Source organism: Rhodospirillaceae bacterium (genome assembly GCA_028819475.1).
Taxonomy (GTDB): Bacteria; Pseudomonadota; Alphaproteobacteria; order Bin65; family Bin65; genus Bin65.
In genome coordinates, this window is the sequence record JAPPLJ010000060.1 from 88,496 (window position 1) to 110,361 (window position 21,866).

Genomic DNA, 21,866 nt, shown 5'->3' on the forward strand with positions numbered 1-21,866 from the left:
CGGGCGGTGACGCGATGCTAGAACTGCACCACAACAACATGAGCGTGTGCTCGGCCAAGGTCCGGCTGGTGCTGCGCGAAAAGGGGCTGGCGCCGGTCGAGCATCACTACAACCTGCGCAAGGGCGACCAGTTCGCGCCCGCCTACATGGCGCTCAACCCGCTGGGCGTTGTGCCGACTCTGGTGCATAACGGCTTTCCATTCTTCGAATCGACTCTGATCTGCGAATATCTCGACGAGGCCTTTCCCGAGCCGCCGCTGCGCCCGGCCGACCCGGCGGAGCGGGCGGCGATGCGGCGCTGGGCCAGCGAGCCGGACCGGGGGTTGCACGCCGCCTGCGGCGCGGTCTCGAACGCGCTTGCCTTCCGCTACCAGTTTCTCGCGCTCACGCCGGAAGAGCTGGAAGCGAACCTGGCGCAGACACCGGATCCGGCGCGCCGCGAGCGCAAGCGCATGGGCATCGAGATGGGCATGGACTGGCCGCCGGCCGCCGCCGCCGTGCGCGTCTACGACAGTGCGCTTCAACGGATGGAGATGACGCTGGCGGCGGGCGGGCCGTGGCTCGCCGGCGACGCCTATTCCCTCGCCGATTCGGGGCTCACCCCCTATGTCGTGCGGCTCGACCATCTCAACCTGTCCTGGCTTTGGGACCGGCGCCCGGCGCTCGCGGCCTGGTACGACGCGGTGCAGGCCCGGCCCAACTTCGCCGGCCTCGCCGACCATGTCGAGCCGTCCTACCTGGACATCATGGATGCCCACGCCGCCGAACTGCGCCCAAAGGTGGAAGCGGCGCTTGCGGGGTAGATCGGGTTGACGGTTGTCCCGACGCCGTAGGGGCGGGTTTCAACCCCCCCTGCAAATCGTCCGCGCCGGTCGGGTGGCCGGACCGCTTCTCTGACCCTCACGGATCCCGGATCAGGATGACGTTGCCGGTCGGCGTGCGCGCCCATTCGCGATAGCCGCGCTCGCCGGCGATCTGCCGCCAGTCCTCCGTCCAGTGATCGCTCCAGGTGTGCTCGGCGACGATCGTCCCGGGCAGGAGCGCTTCGGGCGCGTCCCTGAGAAAGGGCACGAGCACCCGGTCCTCGAAGCCCTCGACGTCGACCTTCAGGGCGCCGAGCCGGTCCAGCCCTTCGTCCCCGAGAATGTCCAGCAGCGGACGCATCTCAACGGCAACCGTGCCGGCATCGTCGATCCGCGTCCGGCCGAGATTGCGCGAATCCTCGGCAAGGCGGATCTCTCCCGTCCGGTCGCCGACGGCGCATTGCAGGAGTCGCAGCGGGGAATCCGGGTTCAGCGCGGCATTGAACTGCAGCCGGCGGACCATCTCCGGATGCGGCTCTATGGCGACGACCCGGCCGCCGGCCGCCGCGACCCGGAGTGCGTAGAAGCCGCAGTTGGCCCCGACATCGACGAAAGCGAAGCCCGGCCGCGCCCGCTGCAAGAGCAGGTTCGTCTCGACCGGATCGAAGCTGTCGGGGCGCAGGAGCAGGCGGCTGTCCGAGACGTTGCCCGTACGATAGAGGCGCCAGCGCAGGCCGAAGCGCTCGACATCCGCGATTCCGCCCGACGCGAGCGCCCGGTCGAGCCAGCGCAGACGCCCGAAAATCCGCTTGCCGATCCAGCCGTACCGGTAAACGTCCGCCGTAAAACGATACAGACGGCGCTGCACCGCATTCGGGCGATAGGCCCAGAAGGGGCTGGTATCGTCGACGATGGCGGTCATGGAGGATCGGTCATCCTTCGCGGCCGTGCCTGTGGAGCGGCATTGTAGGGGCTAACCGGCGCCGGCGAAGCGGCGCCCGGCCGATCCCGCCTCGTCATTTTGCCGCCGGTGCGACGGGAGTCGGCTTGAAAGTACCTTTCTCGGGTACTATTATCCCTGATATGGGTATAGAACTTGAGTATCCGGATACGGTTGCGCCGCACCGGAACCGCGGTGCCGGCAATCCGGGCGTTTCGGCCCTCGCCGGCGCGCTGTTCACCGCGACCCAGCAGCGCGTACTCGGTCTGCTGTTCGGCCAGCCGGACCGCAGTTTCTTCGTTAACGAAATCATCGCCCTGGCCGGTTCGGGTCACGGCGCCGTGCAGCGCGAACTCGCCCGGCTCGCCGGCAGCGGCCTCGCCGTCGTGTCCCGGGTCGGCAACCGAAAATACTACCGGGCGAACCCCGATTCTCCGTTGTTTCACGAGATTTGCGGCATCGTGCGCAAGACCGTCGGGATCGAGGAAATCGTTCGTGGCGCGCTGGAGCCGCTGTCGGGCGAACTCACCCTGGCTTTGCTCCACGGATCGGTCGCCCGGCAGACCGATACGGCTTCGAGCGACATCGATCTCCTGCTGGTGTCCGATCGGTTGACCCTGGAGGATGTCTACGCTGCTCTGGCGCCGGCCGAAAATCTGCTTGGCCGGCGCATCGGTCCCACCCTCTACACGGCAGAGGAATTCGGCCGCCGGCGCGCGGCCAGAGCCGGATTCTTGACCCGGGTGCTCGAAAGCCGCCCCGTCGTTCTTGCAGGAAGCCTCGATGGCCAATGAGCATCTCGACAATCTGGTGCGAACCGGCGGCCTCAAGGCGGAAGCGGCGATGCCGGGCGAAATTTCGGGGCTGATCCGTTCGGGATTTGCGCGGCTCCGGGATGCGAAAAACGCGGACCTCAACCTCGAGTCGCGGTTCGATCTGGCCTACAACGCCGCCCACGCCCTGTCCCTGGCAGCGTTGCGTATGGCCGGCTATCGTTCGAACAACCGGTATCTGGTGTTTCAATGCCTTCGCCACACCCTCGACTTTCCGAACGAAAAATGGCGGGTGCTCGACCAGGCGCACCGCAAACGGAACATCGCCGAATATGAGGGCGCCTCCGAAATCGACACGAATCTCGTTGAGGCGCTGATCCGGGTGACCGAAGAGGTCGCCGCGCGCGTTTCCGATACCGGCGCAGCGCCCGAACGGCCTTAGGGCCCGGCGCAGGCGAAATTCAGGCCATCGCCAACGCCACAGACTCCTAAAACTGCCGGATCAGGCCGATCAGGCGGCCCTGGATGCGCACCTGGTCCGGGTGGAAGATGCGGGTTTCGTATTTCTTGTTGGCCGGCTCCAGGGCGATCGAGTTGCCGCGCTGGCGCAGGCGTTTCAGCGTCACTTCCTCCTGGTCGACCAGGGCGACGACGATCGTGCCGTTGTCGGCCTTTTCGCAGCGCTGGATGACCACCGTGTCGCCGTCCATGATGCCGGCCTCGACCATCGAGTCGCCGTCGACTTCAAGCGCGTAATGCTCGCCCCGGCCGAGCATGCTGGGCGGCACGGCGACGGTGTTCGATGTGTCGCGCAGCGCCTCGATCGGCGTGCCGGCGGCAATCCGGCCGTAAAGCGGCAGGGCCGTGGCGTCGTTCGCCGCCTCGATCGCCCGGCCGGCGAGCAGGTTGCCGCGCCCGCCGTCGATCACGTTGGGCGAGAACTTGCTGTTGCGCGCCGGCGTGCCCGGCGTGGTGCCGACCGCGGCGGTCTCCGGCATGCGCATGACCTCCAGCGCGCGCGCCCGGTGGGGCAGGCGGCGCAGGAAGCCGCGCTCCTCGAGCCCGGTGATCAGCCGGTGGATGCCGGATTTCGAACGCAGGTTCAGCGCGTCCTTCATCTCGTCGAAGCTCGGCGATACGCCGCTCTCGGCGATGTAGTCGTTGATGTAGATGAGCAATTCGTGCTGCTTGCGCGTAAGCATGTCGACCTCTCTGCGTCGCGGGTTCCGTGAAGCCTGGTCACCCGATGTCACGGAACAAAATAAAAACTTGAACGTTGTTCTACTTTGGTTCGAAAAGCCGGTCAAGTATTCTTTGAGACGGCGGTCAAATCACGGCCAGGTCTTTCGACAACGGAATAATATTGACGCTGTCGCCGGCCGACGCAGGCGGCGCGTGGGGTGGGCGGACGATCAGCGCATCGGCCGCGGCCAGGCGCGAGAGCATCGAGCTGTCCTGCTTGGCGAACGGCGTCGCGACCGGCCGGCCGGCGGCGTCCGCTGACAGGGTGGCGCGCAGATAGTCCTCCCGCTCGTCGTTGGCCGCGAGGTCGGCGCCCAGGATCGCCGTTTCGGTCGGCGGGCCGTCCGCCGGCCGGCCGAGCATGCGTTGCAGCACCGGCGCCATGAACATGAGGGCGCAGACCAGCGCCGACACCGGGTTCCCCGGCAGGCCGAGGAAAGGCGTCTTTTCGCCGTTCCGTTCGAGCGCGCCGAAAATCAGCGGCTTGCCGGGACGCATGGCGATCTTCCAGAAATCGACCCTGAGGCCGATCTCGCCGAGCGCCGCCTGGATCAGGTCGTGCTCGCCGACCGAGGCGCCGCCGGTCGTCACCAGCAGGTCGACCCGGTCCATGCCCCGGACGGCGTCCTGCAGCGCGGCGGGGTCGTCGCCGGCGATGCCGAGATTCTGCGCCGTGCCGCCGTTCCGCTCGACGAAGGCGGCCAGCGCCCAGCTGTTGGAACTGACGATCTGGCCCGGTTCCACCGGATCGCCGGGCAGCACGATTTCGTCGCCGGTCGCAAGGATCGCCACGACCGGCCTGCGCACCACCGGCAGCCAGGGCGCATTCACCGCGGCGGCGAGGCCGATATCGCGCGGGCGGAGGAGCCGGCCGGCGGGCAGCAGCACCTCGCTGGCGGCGAAATCGAGGCCGGCCGGACGGATATAGCGCCCCTCGGAAACCGGTTCGGCGACGATGACGCTGTCGCCCTCCCGTCCGGCGTTTTCCTGGATCAGAATCGCATCGGCGCCCGCCGGCACCGGCCCGCCGGTGAAGATGCGCACCGTCTCGCCGGGCCCGACGTCGCCGCCGAACGGCCGGCCGGCCGGCGCTTCGCCGACCACGCGCAGGCGCGCGCCCGGGGCCTGTGTATCGGCCGCCCGCACGGCGTAGCCGTCCATCGCGGAGACCGCCAGCGGCGGCTGGGTCAGGCGCGCCGGGACGTCCTGCGCCAGCACGCGCCCGGCGGCGGCGGAGAGCGGCACGATCTCGGCGGGCAGCGGCGCGAACCGGCCGACGATCCGCGACCGGGCTTCGGCCACCGGAATCATGGGGATCCGCGCGACCAGTCGCCGGAGCGGCCGCCGGACTTCTCCTCCAGCCGGATGTCGCCGATGGTCATGCCGCGGTCGATCGCCTTGCACATGTCGTAGACGGTGAGCGCGGCGACGGAGACGGCGGTCAGCGCTTCCATCTCGACGCCGGTCCGCCCCGTGCAGGCCACCGTGGCGGCGATCTCCAGCGTGCCGGCCGCCCGGTCGGTCGAGAGGTCGACGGACACGCTGGTCACGGGTAGCGGATGGCACAGCGGGATCAGCTCGGCGGTCCGCTTGGCCGCCATGATGCCAGCGAGCCGGGCGGTCGCCAGCACGTCGCCCTTGGCGATGGCGCTGGCCTCGATCTTCTCCAGCGTAGCCGGCGCCATGCGCACGCTGCCGCGCGCGACGGCCCGGCGTTGCGTCACCGCCTTGCCGCCGACATCGACCATGCGCGCCGCGCCCTGCGCGTCGAGATGCGTGAAGTCCTGCGCTGGATCGGCCATCTTGCCAGCCCGGTTCGAACGCGCCGCGCCGTTTGCCCTAGGAGCCCTGTTGCCGCTGGGCCGCGCGCGAGAACAGCCGGTCGATGCCGGCCCGGTCGATGTTGACCGGATAGGTCCGGCGCAGCAGGGCGCCGTACTGTTCGAGCAGTTCCCGCCCGATCGACGCTTTCACGTTGTCGAGGATCGCCTTGCGATTCTGCGTGGCGTCGCCGCCGTTTTCGACCGCTGCGAGGACGGCGACCGAATAGCCGCTGACGCCGGGCTCGGCCACCGCCGCACCGCTGGCCTCCGCCCTGAACAGGGCGTCGCGCAACTGGCCGGAAACGCCGGGATCGCCGGTCGTACCGTAGCGGTTGAGCGGCGAACTGTTCTTGATGCTTGCGCCGGCCTCTTTCGCGACGGCCTCGATGCTCCGGCCGGCCCGGATCTGCTGCGCCAGCGCGTCGGCCCGAACTTTCAGGGCGCCGGTGCGGGCGTCGGCGGTCCAGTCCTGCGCGACCCGTTTCTCGACTTCGCTCAGCGACGGGATCCGGCTCGCTGCGATCTTGTCGATCTGGACGATGAAAAAGGCGCCGTCCTTCCGTTCGATGACGTCGCGGTCGTCGCGTCCGACCTCCTGCTCGAAGATGCGCTGGAGGAAGCGCGGGTCGTCCGGCAGGCCGCCGATCGCCTCGCCGGCGGCGTTGCGCCCGCGGCTGTCGATGGCCGGGATGCGCTGCAGTTTCACCCCGACCTGTCCGGCGATCCTGTCGAGCGGCAGATCGGCGCCCAGCCCGTCGTCGGCGTCTTCGCGCAGCCGGTCTAGGATGTCGCCGGCGCGCCGCCGCTTGATCGCCTCCTCGATGTCGGCCCGTATGCCCTCGATCGGCGTCATCTTCGCCGGCTCGACCTTGTCGACGACGATGACATGCCAGCCGAGCGCCGATTTGACCGGCTCCGTGATCTCGCCCTGTCTCCGGGCGAAGGCGGCTTGCGCGATTTCGGGAAGCGGCAGATCGGCGGCCGTTACCGTGCCCAGGCTGAGCGGCGTCTGCCCGACGACCTCTTTCGCCACCGTGTCGAAGCTCTTGCCGCCGGCCATCGCCATGGCGACCTGCCCGGCGTCGGCTTCGGTCGTGAACAGGAGCTGCCGCAGCGTGCGCTTCTCGGGGCTCGTGTATTTCGTCTTGTCCCGCTGATAGGCGGCCAGGATTTCGCTGTCGGCGACCGGGATCCGGTCGAACACGTCCTCCGGCAGGACGATCAGGGCGGAGACCGTGCGGTTGGCCGGCCGCGTGTAGCGCGCCTTGTGCCTGTCGTAGAATTCCGCAAGCTGGGCCGCCGTCGGCTTCGGCAGTTCCGTCACCGAACTGGCGCGCAGGGTGAAGAAGGTGGCGCGGCGCTTCTCGTTGCGATACCGGTCGATGGTGTCGACGATCGCTGCCGGCGCGGTCTCGAGGCCACCGATGCTCTCGGAGAGATATTGCGCGGCGAGTTCGGTCCGTTGCGCGTCGAGAAATTCCGGCTCGCTCATCTGCGCGGATTCGAGGCCGCGCCGGTAGAGCTGCGGATCGAACCTGCCGTCCACGCCCTTGAACGCATCCATCGCCCGCACGGCTTCCCGGACCACCGGATCGCCGACCAGGATGCCTTCGTCGCGGGTCGCCTGCCGGAACAGGGCCTCGCTCACGAAGCTCTCGGCGACGATATCGACGACGCCCATGGACTTCGCCGTCCGGTAGTCGACGCTGGCGCCGCTGCGCCGGTTCAGCGCGTCCAGCCGCTGGCGGAAGGCGCGCTCGTACTCGCGGCCGAGGACTTCCTGCTGGCCGACCGTGATCACCGCTTCGGCGCGGTTGAAGCCGTCGCGGAAGACATATTCCACGCCGACGATGGCGAAGGGCGGAATCAGGATGCAGGCGAGAACGATGCCGAGCCAGGATCGGGCGCCCCTGCGGATGTCTTGCAGCATAATCGCCGGGTCCGGTTGTTGTGCGCGGGCGCGCCCGGAAGGGATGGGGCGGCTGCGCCGGGTCTGCCGGCAATGTAGGGATGCGACCGCAGCGCTGGCAAGCGGACCCGTTCACATCCGCGCGATGCAATTCGGCGCGGCCCAATTCGGCACGGCCCAATTCGGCACGGCCCAATTCGGCACGGCGGGGCGGCTTATCGGCCGTGCGGGCGGACACGCGGGCGGCGCCGGCCGATCCGGAGTCTGGCATGCGCGGGCTGCCCCTGCTAAATCCGGTCGCGAGATGACAAAAACCAAGCCGCTGATCGCCGGCAACTGGAAGATGAACGGCCTGCGCGCCGAGGCCGTCGCGCTGGCGGAATCGGCCGCTGCCGCCGCCGCGGCGTCCGACTCCTGCGAGGTCGCGGTCTTCCCGCCCTTCACCGCGCTCGACGCGGTTGCCGGCGCGCTCGCCGGATCGCCGGTCGCGCTCGGCGGGCAGGATTGCCACGAGGCCGAAGCGGGCGCCCATACCAGTTGCATAAGCGCCGCCATGCTGGCCGATCTCGGCTGCCGCTACGTCATCCTCGGCCATTCGGAACGCCGCCACGGCCGCCGCGAAACCAGCGAGACCGTTTACGAAAAGGCCAAAGCCGCGTTCCGCGCCGGGCTGATCCCGATCGTCTGCGTCGGCGAGACCCGGGCGCAACGCATACGGGGACTGGGCGACGATGCGGTCGTCGACCAGGTCTTCGGATCGGTCCCGTACGCCGATGGGCCGATGATGCTCGCCTACGAGCCGGTCTGGGCGATCGGCACCGGCAAGGCGGCCACGGTCGAGGACATTGCCAGGATGCACGATATCCTCAGCGGCGTGCTCGAAGCGATGGAGCGCGACTGCGAAGGGAGCCCCATCCTGTACGGCGGCTCGGTCAGCCCGGACAACGCCGCCGAGATCCTGGCGGCCGACGGGGTCGGCGGCCTGCTGGTCGGCGGCGCCAGCCTGGACGCGCAGGCCTTCGGCGAAATCATCCGCGCGGCGGGGTAGGGGCCCGCAGGCCCTTGACTGCGGACCGCCGCGGCGCCTTTCAACGGCGGTACGCGACGGGAATCCGGCGATCCCGGTATCCGACCAACCGCTTGACCAAGTCCTTGCCGGAGTTAATCTCCCACGTTGAGCCGGAGGTCCGCGGCGCCGTTTGCAACCGGGCCGGGCAAGAATCGGAGACACCATGACCCGACATGTGAAGATCGGAGAGGCGAAGACCCACCTTTCCGCGCTCCTGGCAGCAGTGGAGGCCGGCGAGGACCTGGTGATCTGCCGCGGCGCGAAACCGGTCGCGCATGTGACGCGAATCGCCGACGCCGGCGAACATGCCGCGCTCAGCGCGACGCTGCGCCAGGAGCGGGCGAAGCAGAAGGCGGTGACGACGGCCGAGATCCTGTCCTGGCGTCACGAGGGACACGCGCACTGATGGCGTTCGTCTCTGACGCCTCGGTGGCGGCCACCTGGCTGCTGCCGGACGAGGACGCAGCGCTGGCCGAGCTTGCGCTGGACCGGTTGGGCGCGGAGACGGCGAAGGTGCCCGCCGTCTTCTGGCACGAGTTGCGCAACCTTTTGTTGTCGGCCGAGCGCCGGGGGCGGATCGATGGCGGTCACGCCGACGCTTCCATGGCGCGGTTGCGCCGTCTTCCCATCGTCTGTCCGGCCGAAACCGACGACCGGGAGGTCATGGCGCTGGCGCGCGCCCACCGCCTGAGCGCCTACGATGCGAGTTATCTGGCGCTTGCGATCCGCGAAGGCTGTGCGCTGGCGAGTCTGGACCGGCGCCTGAACGCGGCAGCGGCGTCCGAAGGTCTGCCTTCATTGGCTTGAGCCGGCGCCGTGCTTCGGGCCATTCGGTTGCTCCGCCGCGGCGAAAGGCAATGCAGGCCGCGGCCTTCATCCGGTTGACCGCGCGCCGGGCCGCGCCATGATGGCCGGCGAATATTCAGCGACCGAATCCCGCAAACAGCCAGCAACGAAGGAACCCAGCCATGCCGGTGACGAAAGGCATCAAGGCCCTGGTCGAGGAAGCCTACGCCCGGGTCGAGACCTGGACGGTCGAGGACGCCATCGCCCGCTTCGGCGACGACTCGATTCAGCTCGTCGACATCCGCGACATCCGCGAACTGTGGCGCGAGGGCACGGTGCCTAGCGCGGTCCACGCGCCGCGCGGCATGCTCGAATTCTGGGTCGATCCGGACAGCCCCTATCACCGCGAGGTCTTCGCGACGGACAGGAAACTGGTGTTCTACTGCGCCGCGGGCTGGCGCAGCGCGCTCGCCGGCAAGGCGATGCTGGAGATGGGCCTGACCAACGTCGCCCATATCGACGGCGGTTTCACGGGCTGGAAGAAGGCCGGCGGCCCGGTCGAGGAAAAACCGCAGCCCGCGCCGAAGCAGGGGTAGGGGACGGAACACTGCTGATCGGCCCGGATTTCGGTTCGGGCAGAGAGATCGTAGGGGAGGGTTTCAAACCCTCCCCTACACGGGTTCGGACCCGCCGGCGGCCTGCAGAAGCGGACTCCGCCGCAGGTTTCGCCGATTTCGGGGGAGGAGGGCGTACATGACCACCGATGCACCGGATCGCGCGGCGCCGCTGGCGGGCGTTCGCGTCCTCAATCTCGGCACGCGCTGGCCCGGCCGGGTGGCCGCCATGCTGCTGGCCGACCAGGGGGCGGACGTGGTCGAGATCGTCCGGCCCGGCCGCGAAAGCCACGCCGTCGACCCGCTGCTCGACCGCGGCAAGCGCCTGGTCGAGCTCGACCTCAAGAACGAAGCGGCGCAGCGCCTCTGCCGCGACCGGGCCGCGGAGGTGGACGTTGCGATCGAGAATATGCGCCCCGGCGCCGCCGCCGCGCTCGGGCTCGACTACGCCGCGCTCGGCGGCGAAGGCAGCGGCCTCGTCCATATCTCCCTGCCCGGCTTTGCCGCGGGCGATCCGATGCGCGACGTCCCGGCCTGGGAGGGGACCGTCTGCGCCGCCGTCGGCGTCTATTCCGACATCAGCCCCCTCGGCGCCCTGCTCGGCAGGCCGGTCTACACGGCGATCCCCATGGCGTCGGCCTATGGCGGCGTGCTCGGCAGCCTCGCCGCCTCGCTCGGGCTCTACCGGCGGCAGCGCACCGGCCGCGGCCAGCATATCGAGGTGCCGCTGGCCGATTGCGTGATGGCGGCCATGGCGCTGCTCACCTGCAAGATCGAGGGCCAGCCCGCGCGCTACAACTTCCCGCCGATCGACAACGCGGTGCTGGATCTCGTGTTTCCCGCGCTGCGCGACCTGCGCGGCGGCATGAGCGAAGACCATGTCGCCGGGATCGCGGAGTATGTCCGGGGCCACGCCAACCCGACGATCAACTTCTACGAATGCGCGGACGGGCGGATCCTCTTCGTCTGCGCCCCCGACCACGTCTACCAGAACCGCGCCTTCCTCCAGGCCATCGGCGTCTACGACCGGGTCATTGCCGAGGGGATGGTGAGCGAGACCCCCTACACGGAGCACGACGCCGGCAATAATGTGAACAAGGCGGCGAGCCTGACCCCGGCGTGGCGCAAGCGGCTGATCGGACTCATCGCGGAGGCGGTGAAGACCCGCCCGGCGGCGGAATGGGAGGCGACAATGCGGGCCGCCAACGTGCCGGCGTCGATGGTCCGGACGAGCGCCGAATGGCTGGCCGACCCGGCCGTCCTGGAGGCCGGGATCACCGCCGACCTCGACGATCCGGTCCGGGGCCCGGTGCGCCAGCCGGGGCGGTTCCTGTCGATCGAGAACGCGGCGGTCCGCTCGCCGGGGCTCCGGGCGGGCAGGGCCGCCGCGGAAGATTTCGCCTGGCTGGCCCCGCCGATGGAACGGCCGGACCCCGCGGGCACGGGGCCTGACGCGGACGCAGATTTACCGTCGCAAGGAATGCTCGAAGGCGTCCGGGTACTCGATTTCTCGAACATCGTCGCCGGCCCCGCCGCCGGCCGCACCCTTGCCGAACACGGCGCGGACGTCATCCGGATCGATCCGCCGGCGCCCCAGGCCGGGCCGTACGCGACCATGTGGTTCGGTGTCGACGTCAACCAGGGCAAGCGCGCCGCGGTGCTCGACCTCAAGTCCGATGCCGGGAAAGCCGTCCTTGCGCGGCTGGTCGCGGGCGCGGACGTCGTCCTGCACAACTTTCTCGACCGGTCCGCCCGGTCCCTCGGCATCGCGCACGATCAGCTTGCCGCGATCAACCCCGCCATTGTCTCCGCCCAGATTGGCGGGTGGACGGGAATGGCGCCCGGCCCCTGGGACGACGATCCGTCCTTCGATCCCGTGCTCCAGGCGGCGACCGGAATCATGGCGCGGTACGGCGACGGGCCGGACAAGCCGGTCATGCACGCCATCGCCTCCTGCGTCGACTATATCACCGGCTTCTCGACGGCGGCCGGCATCGCCCAGGCGCTGCTGGCCCGGCAGCGCGGGCAGGGCGGCAGCTATGTCCGCACCTCGCTCGCGATGGCCGCGCAACTGGTCCAGTTCCCCCACATGGTCGCCTGGGACGGCATCGGCCCGGGCGCGGAGCCGTCCGGTCAGCAGGCGACGGGCGAAGGCCCCGAACAGCGCCTCTACGAGACGGCCGACGGCTGGGCCTGGATCGGCTGCCGCCCCGGCGACGCCGCCCGGCTCGCCGAAGCGCTTGGGGGGGCGCTCGGGGCGGCGGACGGCTCGGCGGATGCGATCGCGGATGCCGTGCGCAGGCTTCCGACCGCGGAGATCCATGCCCGGCTCGCGGAGCTGCCGGGCGCCGGGGCGGCTGCGCTCCGGACGCTCGCCGACATCCGCGCCGACCGCACGGTGGACGCGGCGGAGGCAGCGGACGGGCGCTCCAACTGGATGAGCAGCGGCTCCATAACCCTGCGCCGAGGCCCGCATCCCTCCGGCCATCCCACGACCCTGCCCCTGCCGACCTGGGTGCGCCCCGAAGCGGCGGCCGTCCGGCATCTCGACCCGGCGCCCCCGCCCGGCGCCCACACCGCAGAAGTGCTTGCCGGGGCGGGGCATTCGGACGAGGAGATAGATGGCCTCATGGCGAGCGGCGCCGCCCGGGACGGCTGGGCCGTCCTGCCGCGCTACCTGCCGACGTGAAGGGGGCCGGCGGTCCCCGCTCTTCCCGATGATGGCCCGGCCGGGCCGCCCGGATGCGAAACGAACCGAAAACCCTGTTACCCATGTAACCGGTCCATAGTGTCACCCCTGTGACCGGTTTCTCACTCCCGGCGCCGATACACGAACTCGCACGTCACCCGTCGCCCGGTCGAATTGATCCATCCGGGAGATCGGACTAGAGTGGCGAATCCCGGGAATTTCTCCGGCCTCGGCGGTCGCGTGATGCAGCTGATTGCCAATACCAGAATGTATGGGGTGGGAGAGCGGTGCCGCCGGCTCTGGAACGAACTGGTGACGCACATCTCGGACGATTCCGGGGTTTCCCTCGAAATATTGGACCATGCCGCTCCGGCGCCCATGGCGGACCTGTGGAACCGCCCCGACATGGGCCTCGTGCAGATGTGCGGCTGGCCGTTCTGGCGCGCGAAACCGCAGCCCGGTCTGGTCGCCGCGCCGGTTCCCGATCATCCCTATTGCGGGGACCGGCCGCTCTACTGGACCGACATGGTCGTGCGGCGCGACGAGGCGGCGGCTACGCTCGAGGAGCTGTTCGGGCGCCGGATCGGCTGGACCACCGAACATTCGCATTCGGGCTACAATGCGCCGAGACGAATGCTGCTGCCGCATTTCCTGAAAACGGGCAAACCCCTGTTTTCCGAGAGCCGCGGCTCATACATGTCGCCGATGGGAATTGTCGATGCGCTGCTCGACGACGAGATCGATGTCGGTCCCGTGGACGGCTATTTCCATATGCTGCTCGAACGCCATCGGCCGGAACTTGCGGCGAGGCTGCGCACGATCGCGGTAACCGAGCCTGCGCCGATTCCGCCCTTCGTCGCGTCGGCGGGAATACTGGAAGGCGAACTCGAAAAATTGCGGCGCGCGGCGGTGCGGGTCCATCTGAAGCCGGCTGCGCGGAAAATCCTCGACGATCTGGCCATAAGGAGATTTGTCCTGCCGGAAGCCGGATTCTACGAGGCGACCGAGCGCTGGAACCGGGAAGCGACCGCAAAGGGATACGAACGGCCGGCGTAATGCACGAGACTCGCCGCCGGTTCGTCGGGCCAGCGGCGGATCGGCGGACTCCGCCCGGCCGCGTCTGCGGCTGCCACGGCTACGCTATTCGTGTATATGCTATTTCACGGAAACAGACGCGGAGGTCACGGAGAAATCCTTTGGAAACAGGAATCTGTCCAACCGATCGGGAGGGAAAAATGTACAGGCTGAAATTCACGGCGTTGGCGTTCGGCGTCGCGGCGATGGCGGGCGCTGCTGTGTCGCCGGCCGCATTTGCCGAAGACAAGGTGACAACGTTGCGCTGGGCGAGCTTCGTTTCGCCGAAGAGCACGAACAATGCAGTGGCGGTTCCGGCGTTTGCAAAGGCGGTGGAGAAAGCGTCCGGCGGTACGCTCAAGATCGAGCTCTACGCCGGCGGCACCCTGGGCAAGGGCCCGGTCCAGCAGCTGTCCATGGTCGAAAACAAGGTCGCGGACATCGCCGAGGTCGTCGTTGCCTACTCGCCGGGGCGCTTTCCGGAACTGTCGATCTTCGAACTCCCGTTCCTGGTGAAGAACAATGCCGAGGCCGGGCTGGCGGCCTGGAAGCTGTACGAAAAGGGTCTGCTTTCGGATTTCGACGACCTGATGCTCGTCGGGGTCATCATTTCCGGTCCGTACGGCGTTTCGGCGACCAAACCCATCAGGTCGATCAAGGATCTGGCCGGACTGCGGCTGCGGGCGGCCGGTCCGATCCAGAGCGAGATCGTGTCGCGGCTCGGCGCCGTTCCGGTCGGCAACATTCCCGCCCCGGGGATCGCCCCGAACATCAGCCGCGGCGTGATCGACGGGACGCTGATGTCGGCAAGCAACGTCTACACGTTTCGCATCGCCGACGCCGCACAGCATCACAATTTCGACCTGAAGCTCGGATCGGTCGCGGTGATCTTCCCGATGCGCCGCGACACCTACGAGAAACTGCCGGCCAAGGCGAAAGCGGCCTTCGACAAGTATTCCGGCGAATGGCTGACCCGTATCCTCGGAGAGGGTCTCGACAGTCAGCGCGACGGTGCGGTGAAGAAGCTCCGGTCCGGCGGCGGCCACACGATCCATAAATGGGATCAGGCGACCGTTGCGAAGGCCCGGGAACTGCTCGCGCCCATCGTCGCGAAGCACGACAAGGCCAATGCCAAGGGCGTCAATCTTTACAGGGAGGTGCTGGCCGCCATCGAGGCGGCGCGCGGCGCCAAGTGACGCCTGACCTGCCCCGCCCGGCGCCCTGAAATTTGCGAGCAGGGTATGGGGGCCGGCGAATGATTCGACTGATCGGGACCGCCGGGAATTATTCGGCGGTCCTCGGGCTGGTCTGCCTACTGTCGATGTCCGCCGCCATTCTGGCCGACGCGCTGACGCGAACGGTCTTCAATGCGCCGATTTACGGCCTGAACGACCTTCTGGAAATCCTGACGCCCGTCATCGTCGCGTCCTGTTTTCCGGTAACGCTCGCAACCCTGCAGAACATTTCCATCCGCTTCCTGGGGCGGTGGCTGACTCCCCGGGCCGGGCAGCTGGTGGAACTGTTCGGCCAGGTCGCCGCCCTGCTTGTCATGGCCGGAATCGTCTGGGAAGTCGGGCGCTATACGGCAAAGCTGGTCGAGCACGGGCAGTATACCTGGCTTCTCAAGATTCCGGTCTGGCCGAGCTGGGTCGTTTCGACCGCGCTGCTGGCCTTCTGCCTGCCGGTCCAGGCGCTGGTCGTCGCCGGCGTGTTCAGGGACTTCAGGCGCGGCCGGCCCCTGGCGGGCTCGGAATCCGAAATCCCGGATATGGTCGAGGAAACCCGGCGATAGTCGATCCCATCACCATCGGTTTGCTGTCGTTCCTCGGCATGCTGACGCTGATTGCGGTGCACGTCCCGGTCGGAATCGCGATGGCAATCGCCGGGGTCGTCGGGTTTGCGATCATGACGGGAGACCCGCTTGCCGCAATCTCGATGTTCGGGTCGGAAACCGCGAGCGCGATCTCCAGTCCGGCATTGATCATCATTCCGATGTTTCTCCTGATGGGGTCGTTCGCGGGAGTCTCGGGGCTTGCGAGCGACCTGTACCATCTCGCCAATTCGCTGTTCGGGCATCGCCGCGGCGGGCTGGCGATGGCGACGGTGGCCGGCTGCGGCGGCTTCGGCGCGGCCTGCGGCTCGTCGATCGCGACGACGGCGACGATGGCGCGGATCGCGCTGCCGGAAATGGAGCGGCGGGGCTATGCGCAAAGCCTGGGCGCCGGCTCGATCGCCGCCGGCGGCACCCTGGGATCCCTGATCCCGCCGTCGTCGATCATGCTGATCTATGCGTTTCTGACCGAGCAGTTCGTCGTCACGCTCTTCATTGCGGGCGTCGTGCCCGGCCTGCTGACGATCGCGATCTACTTCGTCGCCATTCAGATCGTCGTCCGGCGTAACCCGTCGCTCGCGCCGGCCGGCCCCAGGCAGACCTGGGCCCAGACCGCCAGGACGGCGGCAAACAGCTGGGGCATCGTCACGATCATCCTCATCATGACCGTCGGGCTCTATGGCGGGGTGTTCACGGTTATCGAAGCGGCGGCGGCGGGGACGCTCATCGCCTTCGGATTCGCGGTCGCCCGCGGCACGCTGAACCGGGACTCTTTCTTTCGGACCATCGGCGAAACGGCCGGCAATGTCGGCCTCCTCTATACGATCATCATCGGGGCCCACATATTTTCTAACCTGATTACGATCACCAGGATGCCGGCCGCGCTGGTCGACTGGGTCGTCGGCCTCGGCCTGCCGGCGCTCGCCATCATTTTCGTGCTGGCCGGCATCTACATCGCGCTCGGCGCCATCTTCGATTCCGTCGCCGCCATGGTCATCACCCTCCCCTTCGTGTTTCCGCTGGTGACGGACGGGCTGGGCTACGATCCGATCTGGTGGGGGATCGTGATGATCATGGTGATCGAGATCGGCATGATCACCCCGCCGATCGGCATCAACGTCTTCGTCATGCACGGTGTCCGGCGGGACATTCCGCTCGGCACCATTTTCCGCGGGATCGTCTCGTTCCTGTGCGCCGATTTCGTCCGGCTCACCCTCGTCATCCTGTTCCCGGCCATTGCGCTCTGGCTGCCGCGGACCATGTGAGGCGCATGGCGATGGACCACAGAATGTTTCTGAGATCGCTGTCCAGGGCCGACCGCAAGGCGCTCGCCGAACAGAAGGACGGTCCCGGCCTGCGCCATCTGGCTGTCTACATCCTGTTGATGCTCGCCTTTGCGATCCCCATCGCCCTTCGCGTACCGGGATGGCCCCTGCTGATGGTCCCGCTCGGCATCCTGTTGGCGTTTCTTTTCAATCTCGAGCATGAATGCGTGCACACGACCCCGTTCAGGACGAAATGGATCAACGAATGGTGCGGCCGGCTCTCCGGGCTGCTGATCCTGCAGCCCTTTCAGTGGTTCAGATACTTTCACTTCTCCCATCACCGGTTCACGAACGACCCGGAACGCGACCCGGAACTGGTCGGCAAACCGAAGCCGAAGACCGTCCGTCAATACGTCGTCTTCGCGCTGGCGCCGCTTTACTGGAAGAACAAGGTGCTTCTTCTGTTTTCGAACGCGCGCGGCAGGGCCTTCGACGAATTCGTGCCGGAAAACGCCTTCGGGCAGCTCAGGACGGAGGCGCGAATTTCGATCGGGATTTATGCGGCGGCCCTTGTTTTTTCGGTCTGGGCATCGCCGCTACTGGTCTGGATCTGGCTTGTGCCGCTGGTCGTCGGCTTTCCGTTTCTCAGGCTTTATCACCTCGCCGAACACGGTCTTTGTCCGGCAGTCGAGGACATGTTCGAGAATTCGCGCACGGTTTTCACCAACCGTATTGTCCGCTTCGTGACCTGGAACATGCCCTATCATATCGAGCACCATACGCTGCCGATGGTGCCGTTCTTCCGGCTTCCGGATCTGCACCGGCTCGTCAGGGAGCATCTCAAGACGACCAGCGACGGCTATGCGCGCTTTACGGTCGACTACGCAAGTCGACTGACGCCGGGAAGATGACGACCCTCGGGCAGCCGGTGTCGAGGAGTCCGATAGTGTCCCCGATAGTGTCCCCGATAGTGTCCCCGATAGTGTCAGGGCCGACTGCGGCTGTATCCTGTCAGCCGTTCGGCGGTCTTTGCCGGGCACCTCTCGCCGGACTATCGTCTCCGGCAGCATTGTCGTGGCGACGGGTATCGAGCCATGAGTGAAGACCGTTCCGGAACCGGACTCCGGAAAGATCCCCGGGATTACGATTTTGCCCTCGGCGCCTGGACGAGGAAGATCTCGACCGCATCGCCCGAGGCCCAGGCCTGGTTCGATTTCGGCCTGAACTGGACCTATGCCTACAACCATGAAGAGGCCCTGGCCTGTTTTCGCGCGGCGCTCCAGCGCGACCCGGACTGCGCGATGGCCTGGTGGGGCATCGCCTACGCCGGCGGGCCGTTCTACAACCGGCCGTGGATCCGCTACAGCGCGCGGGAAATCGCCGAAACCCTGCCCCTGTGCCACGACGCGGCGGCCGAGGCGCGCCGCGCGCTGGAGCGGGCCGGCAACGGCAGGCCCGACGAACGCGCCCTGATCGAAGCGGTTGCGGCCCGGTACCGGTCGCGCGACGAATCCGACCCTCGCGTCCTGGACCGGTGGCACCGCGAATTCACCGGCGAAATGCGGAAGGTGCACGCCGCCTTCCCGCACGACCCGGATATTGCCGCGCTCTTTGCGGAAGCGGCGATAACCTGCACGCCGCGGCAATTGTGGGACCTCAGGACCGGCGAGCCGAAGCCCGACGCCCTGACCGGGGAAGCGGTCGTCGTTCTGGAGACGGCGCTGAAGGAGATCGAAAGTTCCGGAGTGCCGCATCCGGGCATCCTTCACATCTACATCCATCTCATGGAGATGTCCGCGTCTCCGGAACGCGCCCTGCGCGCCGCCGACCTGCTGCGCGGGCTCGTGGCGGACGCCGGCCATATCGAGCATATGTCGGCGCATATCGATATTCTGTGCGGCGACTATGCGCAGGCGGTCGAGCAGAACCGGCGCGCCGTCCGGGCCGACGACAAGTACCTGCGCTATGCCGGTCCGGATAACTTCTATACGACGGCGCGGTGTCACAACCTGCATCTGCTCATGTATGCGGCCATGTTCCTCGGCCAGTACGAGACGGCGATCGCCGCCGCCGGCCGGATCTGCGAGACGGCGACACCGGAGCTGATCGCCTCCAGCCCCCCCTTCATGGCCAGCATCCTGGACGGCTATTCCGCCATGCGGACCCATGTCTGGGTCCGCTTCGGCAAGTGGCGCGCGCTGATCGAAGACCGGCTCCCGGATGGCGCCGGGCAGGCTTTTATGCGCGTCGCGATGCATCGGTACGGCAGGGGCGTGGCCTACGCCGCGCTTGACGAGATCGAACGCGCGGAAACGGAGAAAGCAGGATTCGAGGCGTATTTCGAGACCGTTCCCGAAGATGCCGTGTTCCTCAGCAACACCGTCCGGGACATCCTGCAGGTCGGCAGGGCGATGCTGGACGGGGAACTGGAATACCGCAAACGGAACTACGACGCCGCGTTCGACGCGCTGCGCCGGGCGGTCGAATACGACGACAATCTCAATTTCACGGAACCCTGGGCCTGGATGCACCCGCCGCGCCACGCGCTGGGCGCGCTTTTGGTGCAGCAGGACCGGTTCGAAGAGGCCGAGGCCGTCTACCGGGCGGACCTCGGTTACACCGGCGACATCGCCCGATGCAGCCGGCACCCCGACAATGTCTGGGCGCTGCACGGGCTGCTGGAGTGCGTGAAGAGAAACGGCGACTCGAACGAGGCGCGGATGCTCGGGCAGAAGCTGACGACGGCCCTGGCAAGAACGGACCTTCCCATATGGGCGTCCTGCTATTGCCGGACGCAAAAGGGGACCGGCTAAAAAAGATCGTCGCGACCGCGAACACGGCCGTCGCCGCCGCCCGTTCGCTATCTGCCCGTTCGCTATCTGCCCGTTCGCTATCTGCCCGTTCGCTATCTGAAAGCCGCAGGTTCGGGTCGCGCCCGGGTGCCGACGAACATCGATGCCCGACAATCGATGAAAAAAGCAGCCTTTTCGGCTGACCGAATTCGTCACAAGTGACTGAATTCGTCACAAGTATGATCGTTGTGCGCGTAAAAAGGGTCTGCCGTGCTGCTTTCCACGGCAGACGGAAGTTGCAGGTAAATTCTTATGGCGTCATCGGAATCGGATCGGAACCTGGGTGTCGTGATCGGCGGTGCGCGGGGAATCGGGCTGGCCGCCGGACGGTGTTTGCTGCGCGACGGCTGGCGGGTCGTCGTCGCCGACCTCGATTCGCCGGAAGCGAGCGAACCCGGCAACCCGGACAAGCCGGACAATGCCGGGAACGGCCTGCACTATATCCAAACGGATGTCGCCGATAGCGCATCGATGGATCGGTTGGCGGCGGAAGTGGAGAAGATGGGCGGCGGGTCGGTGCATGGGCTGGTGAACGCCGCCGGCTATAACCGCCACGGGGCTGTGAGCGAGATCGACGATCGGACCTGGCAGGGCCTGCTGGACGTCCATCTGGGCGGCGTCATCCGGGCCTGCCGCGCCTTTTATCCGTCGCTCCGCCGGGCTCGCGGCGCGGTGGTCAACTTTTCCTCCATCGGCGCGCGGATCGGCCGGCCGCGCCGCGCGCCTTATGGCGCCGCCAAGGCCGGCATCGAAGCGTTGACCCGAACGCTCGCCATCGAATGGGCGGCCGATGGCGTCAGGGTCAACGCGGTCGCGCCGGGCATCGTCGACACCCGCATGATCCGGCAGAATATCGAACGGGGGCTGGTCGATCCGGAGCGCTTGCGGCGCAGCATCCCGCTCGGCCGCTTCGCCGAGCCGGCCGAGGTCGCCGAGGCCGTGGCCTTTCTCCTGTCGGGCCGGGCGGGCTACATTACCGGCCAGACCCTGGCGGTCGACGGCGGCCTGTTGGCGAACGGCGACCGGTAGGACGGGGAGGTGCCGATGGCGCGACGCCTGAAGATCATCGTCGACCGGGACAAGTGCGTCGGTTCGGGCGAATGCGTTTTTACCGCGCCGGAAGTGTTCGACCAGGACGAGGACGACGGCATCGTCGTATTGCTGACCGACACGCCGGAGGAAGCGCTTTGGGATTCCGCGCGCCAGGCCGCGCGCCAATGCCCTGCCAATGCCATAAGGGTGGAGGAAGGGTAGGGAGCCCTACATCACCGGATTGCGCAGTTCTCCGAGTTTCTCGATGCGGGCGACGACGGTCTGGCCAGAGCGCAGATAATATTTCTCGGGTTCGTCCCGCGCCAGCGCGACACCGGATGGGGTGCCGGTGATCAGGATGTCACCGGTTTCCAGCCCGGTGCGCGACCACCAGGCGATCAGCTCGGCGACCGGGAACATCATGTCCGCGGTGTTCGCGTCCTGCCGGACCTCGCCGTCGACTTCCAGCGTAAGCTGCAACGCCTGCGGATCGCCGACCGCATCGGCCGTCGTCAGCCACGGCCCCATCGGCGCGAAACCGGGAAAATTCTTGGCCAGCACGATGCCGATCTGGGCTTCCATCTCACGCCGCTGGATGCCGCGCGCGCCGGCGTCGTTGCAGATGGCATAGCCGGCGACATGGTCGAGCGCCCGTTCGGCGGTCACGTTCAGCGCCGGAGAACCGATAACGACGGCGAGTTCGATCTCGTAGTCGAGATCGTCGACCCCATCGGGTATGCACAGCGGGTCGTACGGTCCGGTCAGGCTGGACGGGAATTTCGCGAACGCGGTGGGGAATTTCGGAATTTCCACCTTCCGGCCGCGCTTCGCCCAAATTTCCTGGCCCTCGCGGACATGGTCCATATAGTTGCGCCCCGCGGCGATGATCTTGCCCGGCCGCGGGACCGGCGGGCCGAAACGCCATTCGGCCGGATCGGCCGGCGCGAGCCCGGCATCGCCGATACGCTCCCCGATTTCGGCCAGGCGGGCCAGCCCTTCGGGAGCAAGCCAACGGTACCCGACGGGATCGGCCAGGTCCGGCGGCAGCCCTGCACCGACGGCATTGGCAGCGTCCGGGATAGCGAACAGGCCGCCGGCGGCGTCGACCAGGGCGAGACTCCGGCGGGCGTCCTGCCGGTGAACGAGATTGGCGATGCGCACGGC

The 21,866-nt window shown here is 67.6% G+C and carries 22 protein-coding genes; 16 read left to right on the plus strand and 6 right to left on the minus strand.

All coding sequences use genetic code 11. From position 1 onward, the window contains the following. Positions 1 to 14: 14 nt before the first annotated feature. A complete protein-coding gene (locus tag OXM58_18145; GenBank protein MDE0150282.1) occupies positions 15 to 803 on the plus strand; it encodes a glutathione S-transferase family protein in 789 nt (262 codons plus the stop codon). A gap of 97 nt (positions 804 to 900) precedes the next feature. Here the strand turns inward: OXM58_18145 and OXM58_18150 are convergent, their stop codons facing one another. After that, positions 901 to 1,725 (minus strand): FkbM family methyltransferase, encoded by an 825-nt coding sequence (locus OXM58_18150; GenBank protein ID MDE0150283.1) that lies wholly within the window; start codon positions 1,723 to 1,725, stop codon positions 901 to 903. A 161-nt stretch (positions 1,726 to 1,886) separates the two neighbouring features. On the opposite strand from OXM58_18150, the gene OXM58_18155 reads away from it, so the two are divergent. Both OXM58_18155 and OXM58_18160 read left to right on the plus strand, forming a co-directional pair. After that, positions 1,887 to 2,537 carry a hypothetical protein gene (locus OXM58_18155; GenBank protein ID MDE0150284.1) on the plus strand — a complete coding sequence of 217 codons (651 nt, stop codon included), beginning with the start codon at positions 1,887 to 1,889 and terminating at the stop codon, positions 2,535 to 2,537. Continuing rightward, positions 2,527 to 2,958 (plus strand): hypothetical protein, encoded by a 432-nt coding sequence (locus OXM58_18160; protein MDE0150285.1) that lies wholly within the window; start codon positions 2,527 to 2,529, stop codon positions 2,956 to 2,958. The genes OXM58_18155 and OXM58_18160 overlap by 11 nt, the downstream gene beginning before the upstream one ends. Before the next feature lie 46 nt (positions 2,959 to 3,004). On the opposite strand, the gene lexA is transcribed toward OXM58_18160, so the two are convergent. The 4 genes from lexA to OXM58_18180 form a co-directional block, all read right to left on the minus strand. Then, a complete protein-coding gene (gene lexA / locus OXM58_18165) occupies positions 3,005 to 3,718 on the minus strand; it encodes a transcriptional repressor LexA (protein MDE0150286.1) in 714 nt (237 codons plus the stop codon). Between the two features lie 124 nt (positions 3,719 to 3,842). Next, positions 3,843 to 5,069, minus strand: coding sequence for a molybdopterin molybdotransferase MoeA (locus OXM58_18170; GenBank protein MDE0150287.1), 1,227 nt, complete (start codon positions 5,067 to 5,069; stop codon positions 3,843 to 3,845). Then, positions 5,066 to 5,560 (minus strand): cyclic pyranopterin monophosphate synthase MoaC, encoded by a 495-nt coding sequence (gene moaC / locus OXM58_18175; GenBank protein MDE0150288.1) that lies wholly within the window; start codon positions 5,558 to 5,560, stop codon positions 5,066 to 5,068. Before moaC ends, OXM58_18170 begins: the two co-directional genes overlap by 4 nt. Positions 5,561 to 5,597: 37 nt before the next feature. Beyond that, positions 5,598 to 7,511 (minus strand): SurA N-terminal domain-containing protein, encoded by a 1,914-nt coding sequence (locus OXM58_18180; protein ID MDE0150289.1) that lies wholly within the window; start codon positions 7,509 to 7,511, stop codon positions 5,598 to 5,600. Positions 7,512 to 7,794: 283 nt separating this feature from the next. On the opposite strand from OXM58_18180, the gene tpiA reads away from it, so the two are divergent. The 13 genes from tpiA to OXM58_18245 all read left to right on the plus strand — a co-directional run bounded on the left by tpiA (position 7,795) and on the right by OXM58_18245 (position 20,924). Next, entirely contained in the window at positions 7,795 to 8,538 is a 744-nt protein-coding gene (gene tpiA / locus OXM58_18185) for a triose-phosphate isomerase (protein ID MDE0150290.1), read from the plus strand. A 184-nt stretch (positions 8,539 to 8,722) separates the two neighbouring features. Further along, positions 8,723 to 8,965 (plus strand): hypothetical protein, encoded by a 243-nt coding sequence (locus tag OXM58_18190; GenBank protein ID MDE0150291.1) that lies wholly within the window; start codon positions 8,723 to 8,725, stop codon positions 8,963 to 8,965. Then, positions 8,965 to 9,366 (plus strand): type II toxin-antitoxin system VapC family toxin, encoded by a 402-nt coding sequence (locus OXM58_18195; GenBank protein ID MDE0150292.1) that lies wholly within the window; start codon positions 8,965 to 8,967, stop codon positions 9,364 to 9,366. The genes OXM58_18190 and OXM58_18195 overlap by 1 nt, the downstream gene beginning before the upstream one ends. A gap of 161 nt (positions 9,367 to 9,527) precedes the next feature. Further along, positions 9,528 to 9,941, plus strand: coding sequence for a rhodanese-like domain-containing protein (locus tag OXM58_18200; protein ID MDE0150293.1), 414 nt, complete (start codon positions 9,528 to 9,530; stop codon positions 9,939 to 9,941). Positions 9,942 to 10,098: 157 nt separating this feature from the next. After that, on the plus strand, positions 10,099 to 12,648 hold the full coding sequence (locus OXM58_18205) for a CoA transferase (protein ID MDE0150294.1): 2,550 nt from the start codon (positions 10,099 to 10,101) through the stop codon (positions 12,646 to 12,648). Between the two features lie 267 nt (positions 12,649 to 12,915). Continuing rightward, a complete protein-coding gene (locus OXM58_18210) occupies positions 12,916 to 13,704 on the plus strand; it encodes a PhnD/SsuA/transferrin family substrate-binding protein (protein MDE0150295.1) in 789 nt (262 codons plus the stop codon). 179 nt (positions 13,705 to 13,883) lie between these two features. Then, positions 13,884 to 14,918: a TRAP transporter substrate-binding protein gene (locus OXM58_18215; protein MDE0150296.1), complete on the plus strand. Its 1,035-nt coding sequence runs from the start codon at positions 13,884 to 13,886 to the stop codon at positions 14,916 to 14,918. Between the two features lie 59 nt (positions 14,919 to 14,977). Next, positions 14,978 to 15,514 carry a TRAP transporter small permease subunit gene (locus OXM58_18220; GenBank protein MDE0150297.1) on the plus strand — a complete coding sequence of 179 codons (537 nt, stop codon included), beginning with the start codon at positions 14,978 to 14,980 and terminating at the stop codon, positions 15,512 to 15,514. A 20-nt stretch (positions 15,515 to 15,534) separates the two neighbouring features. Continuing rightward, on the plus strand, positions 15,535 to 16,818 hold the full coding sequence (locus OXM58_18225) for a TRAP transporter large permease (GenBank protein ID MDE0150298.1): 1,284 nt from the start codon (positions 15,535 to 15,537) through the stop codon (positions 16,816 to 16,818). Between the two features lie 23 nt (positions 16,819 to 16,841). Next, positions 16,842 to 17,729 carry a fatty acid desaturase gene (locus OXM58_18230; GenBank protein ID MDE0150299.1) on the plus strand — a complete coding sequence of 296 codons (888 nt, stop codon included), beginning with the start codon at positions 16,842 to 16,844 and terminating at the stop codon, positions 17,727 to 17,729. A gap of 183 nt (positions 17,730 to 17,912) precedes the next feature. Beyond that, entirely contained in the window at positions 17,913 to 19,631 is a 1,719-nt protein-coding gene (locus OXM58_18235; protein MDE0150300.1) for a hypothetical protein, read from the plus strand. Between the two features lie 291 nt (positions 19,632 to 19,922). Then, entirely contained in the window at positions 19,923 to 20,699 is a 777-nt protein-coding gene (locus tag OXM58_18240; protein MDE0150301.1) for an SDR family NAD(P)-dependent oxidoreductase, read from the plus strand. Between the two features lie 15 nt (positions 20,700 to 20,714). Then, positions 20,715 to 20,924, plus strand: a complete 210-nt coding sequence (locus OXM58_18245) for a ferredoxin (protein MDE0150302.1) — start codon at positions 20,715 to 20,717, stop codon at positions 20,922 to 20,924. A 6-nt stretch (positions 20,925 to 20,930) separates the two neighbouring features. Here the strand turns inward: OXM58_18245 and OXM58_18250 are convergent, their stop codons facing one another. Continuing rightward, positions 20,931 to 21,863: a fumarylacetoacetate hydrolase family protein gene (locus OXM58_18250; protein ID MDE0150303.1), complete on the minus strand. Its 933-nt coding sequence runs from the start codon at positions 21,861 to 21,863 to the stop codon at positions 20,931 to 20,933. Between the last annotated feature and the right edge of the window lie 3 nt (positions 21,864 to 21,866).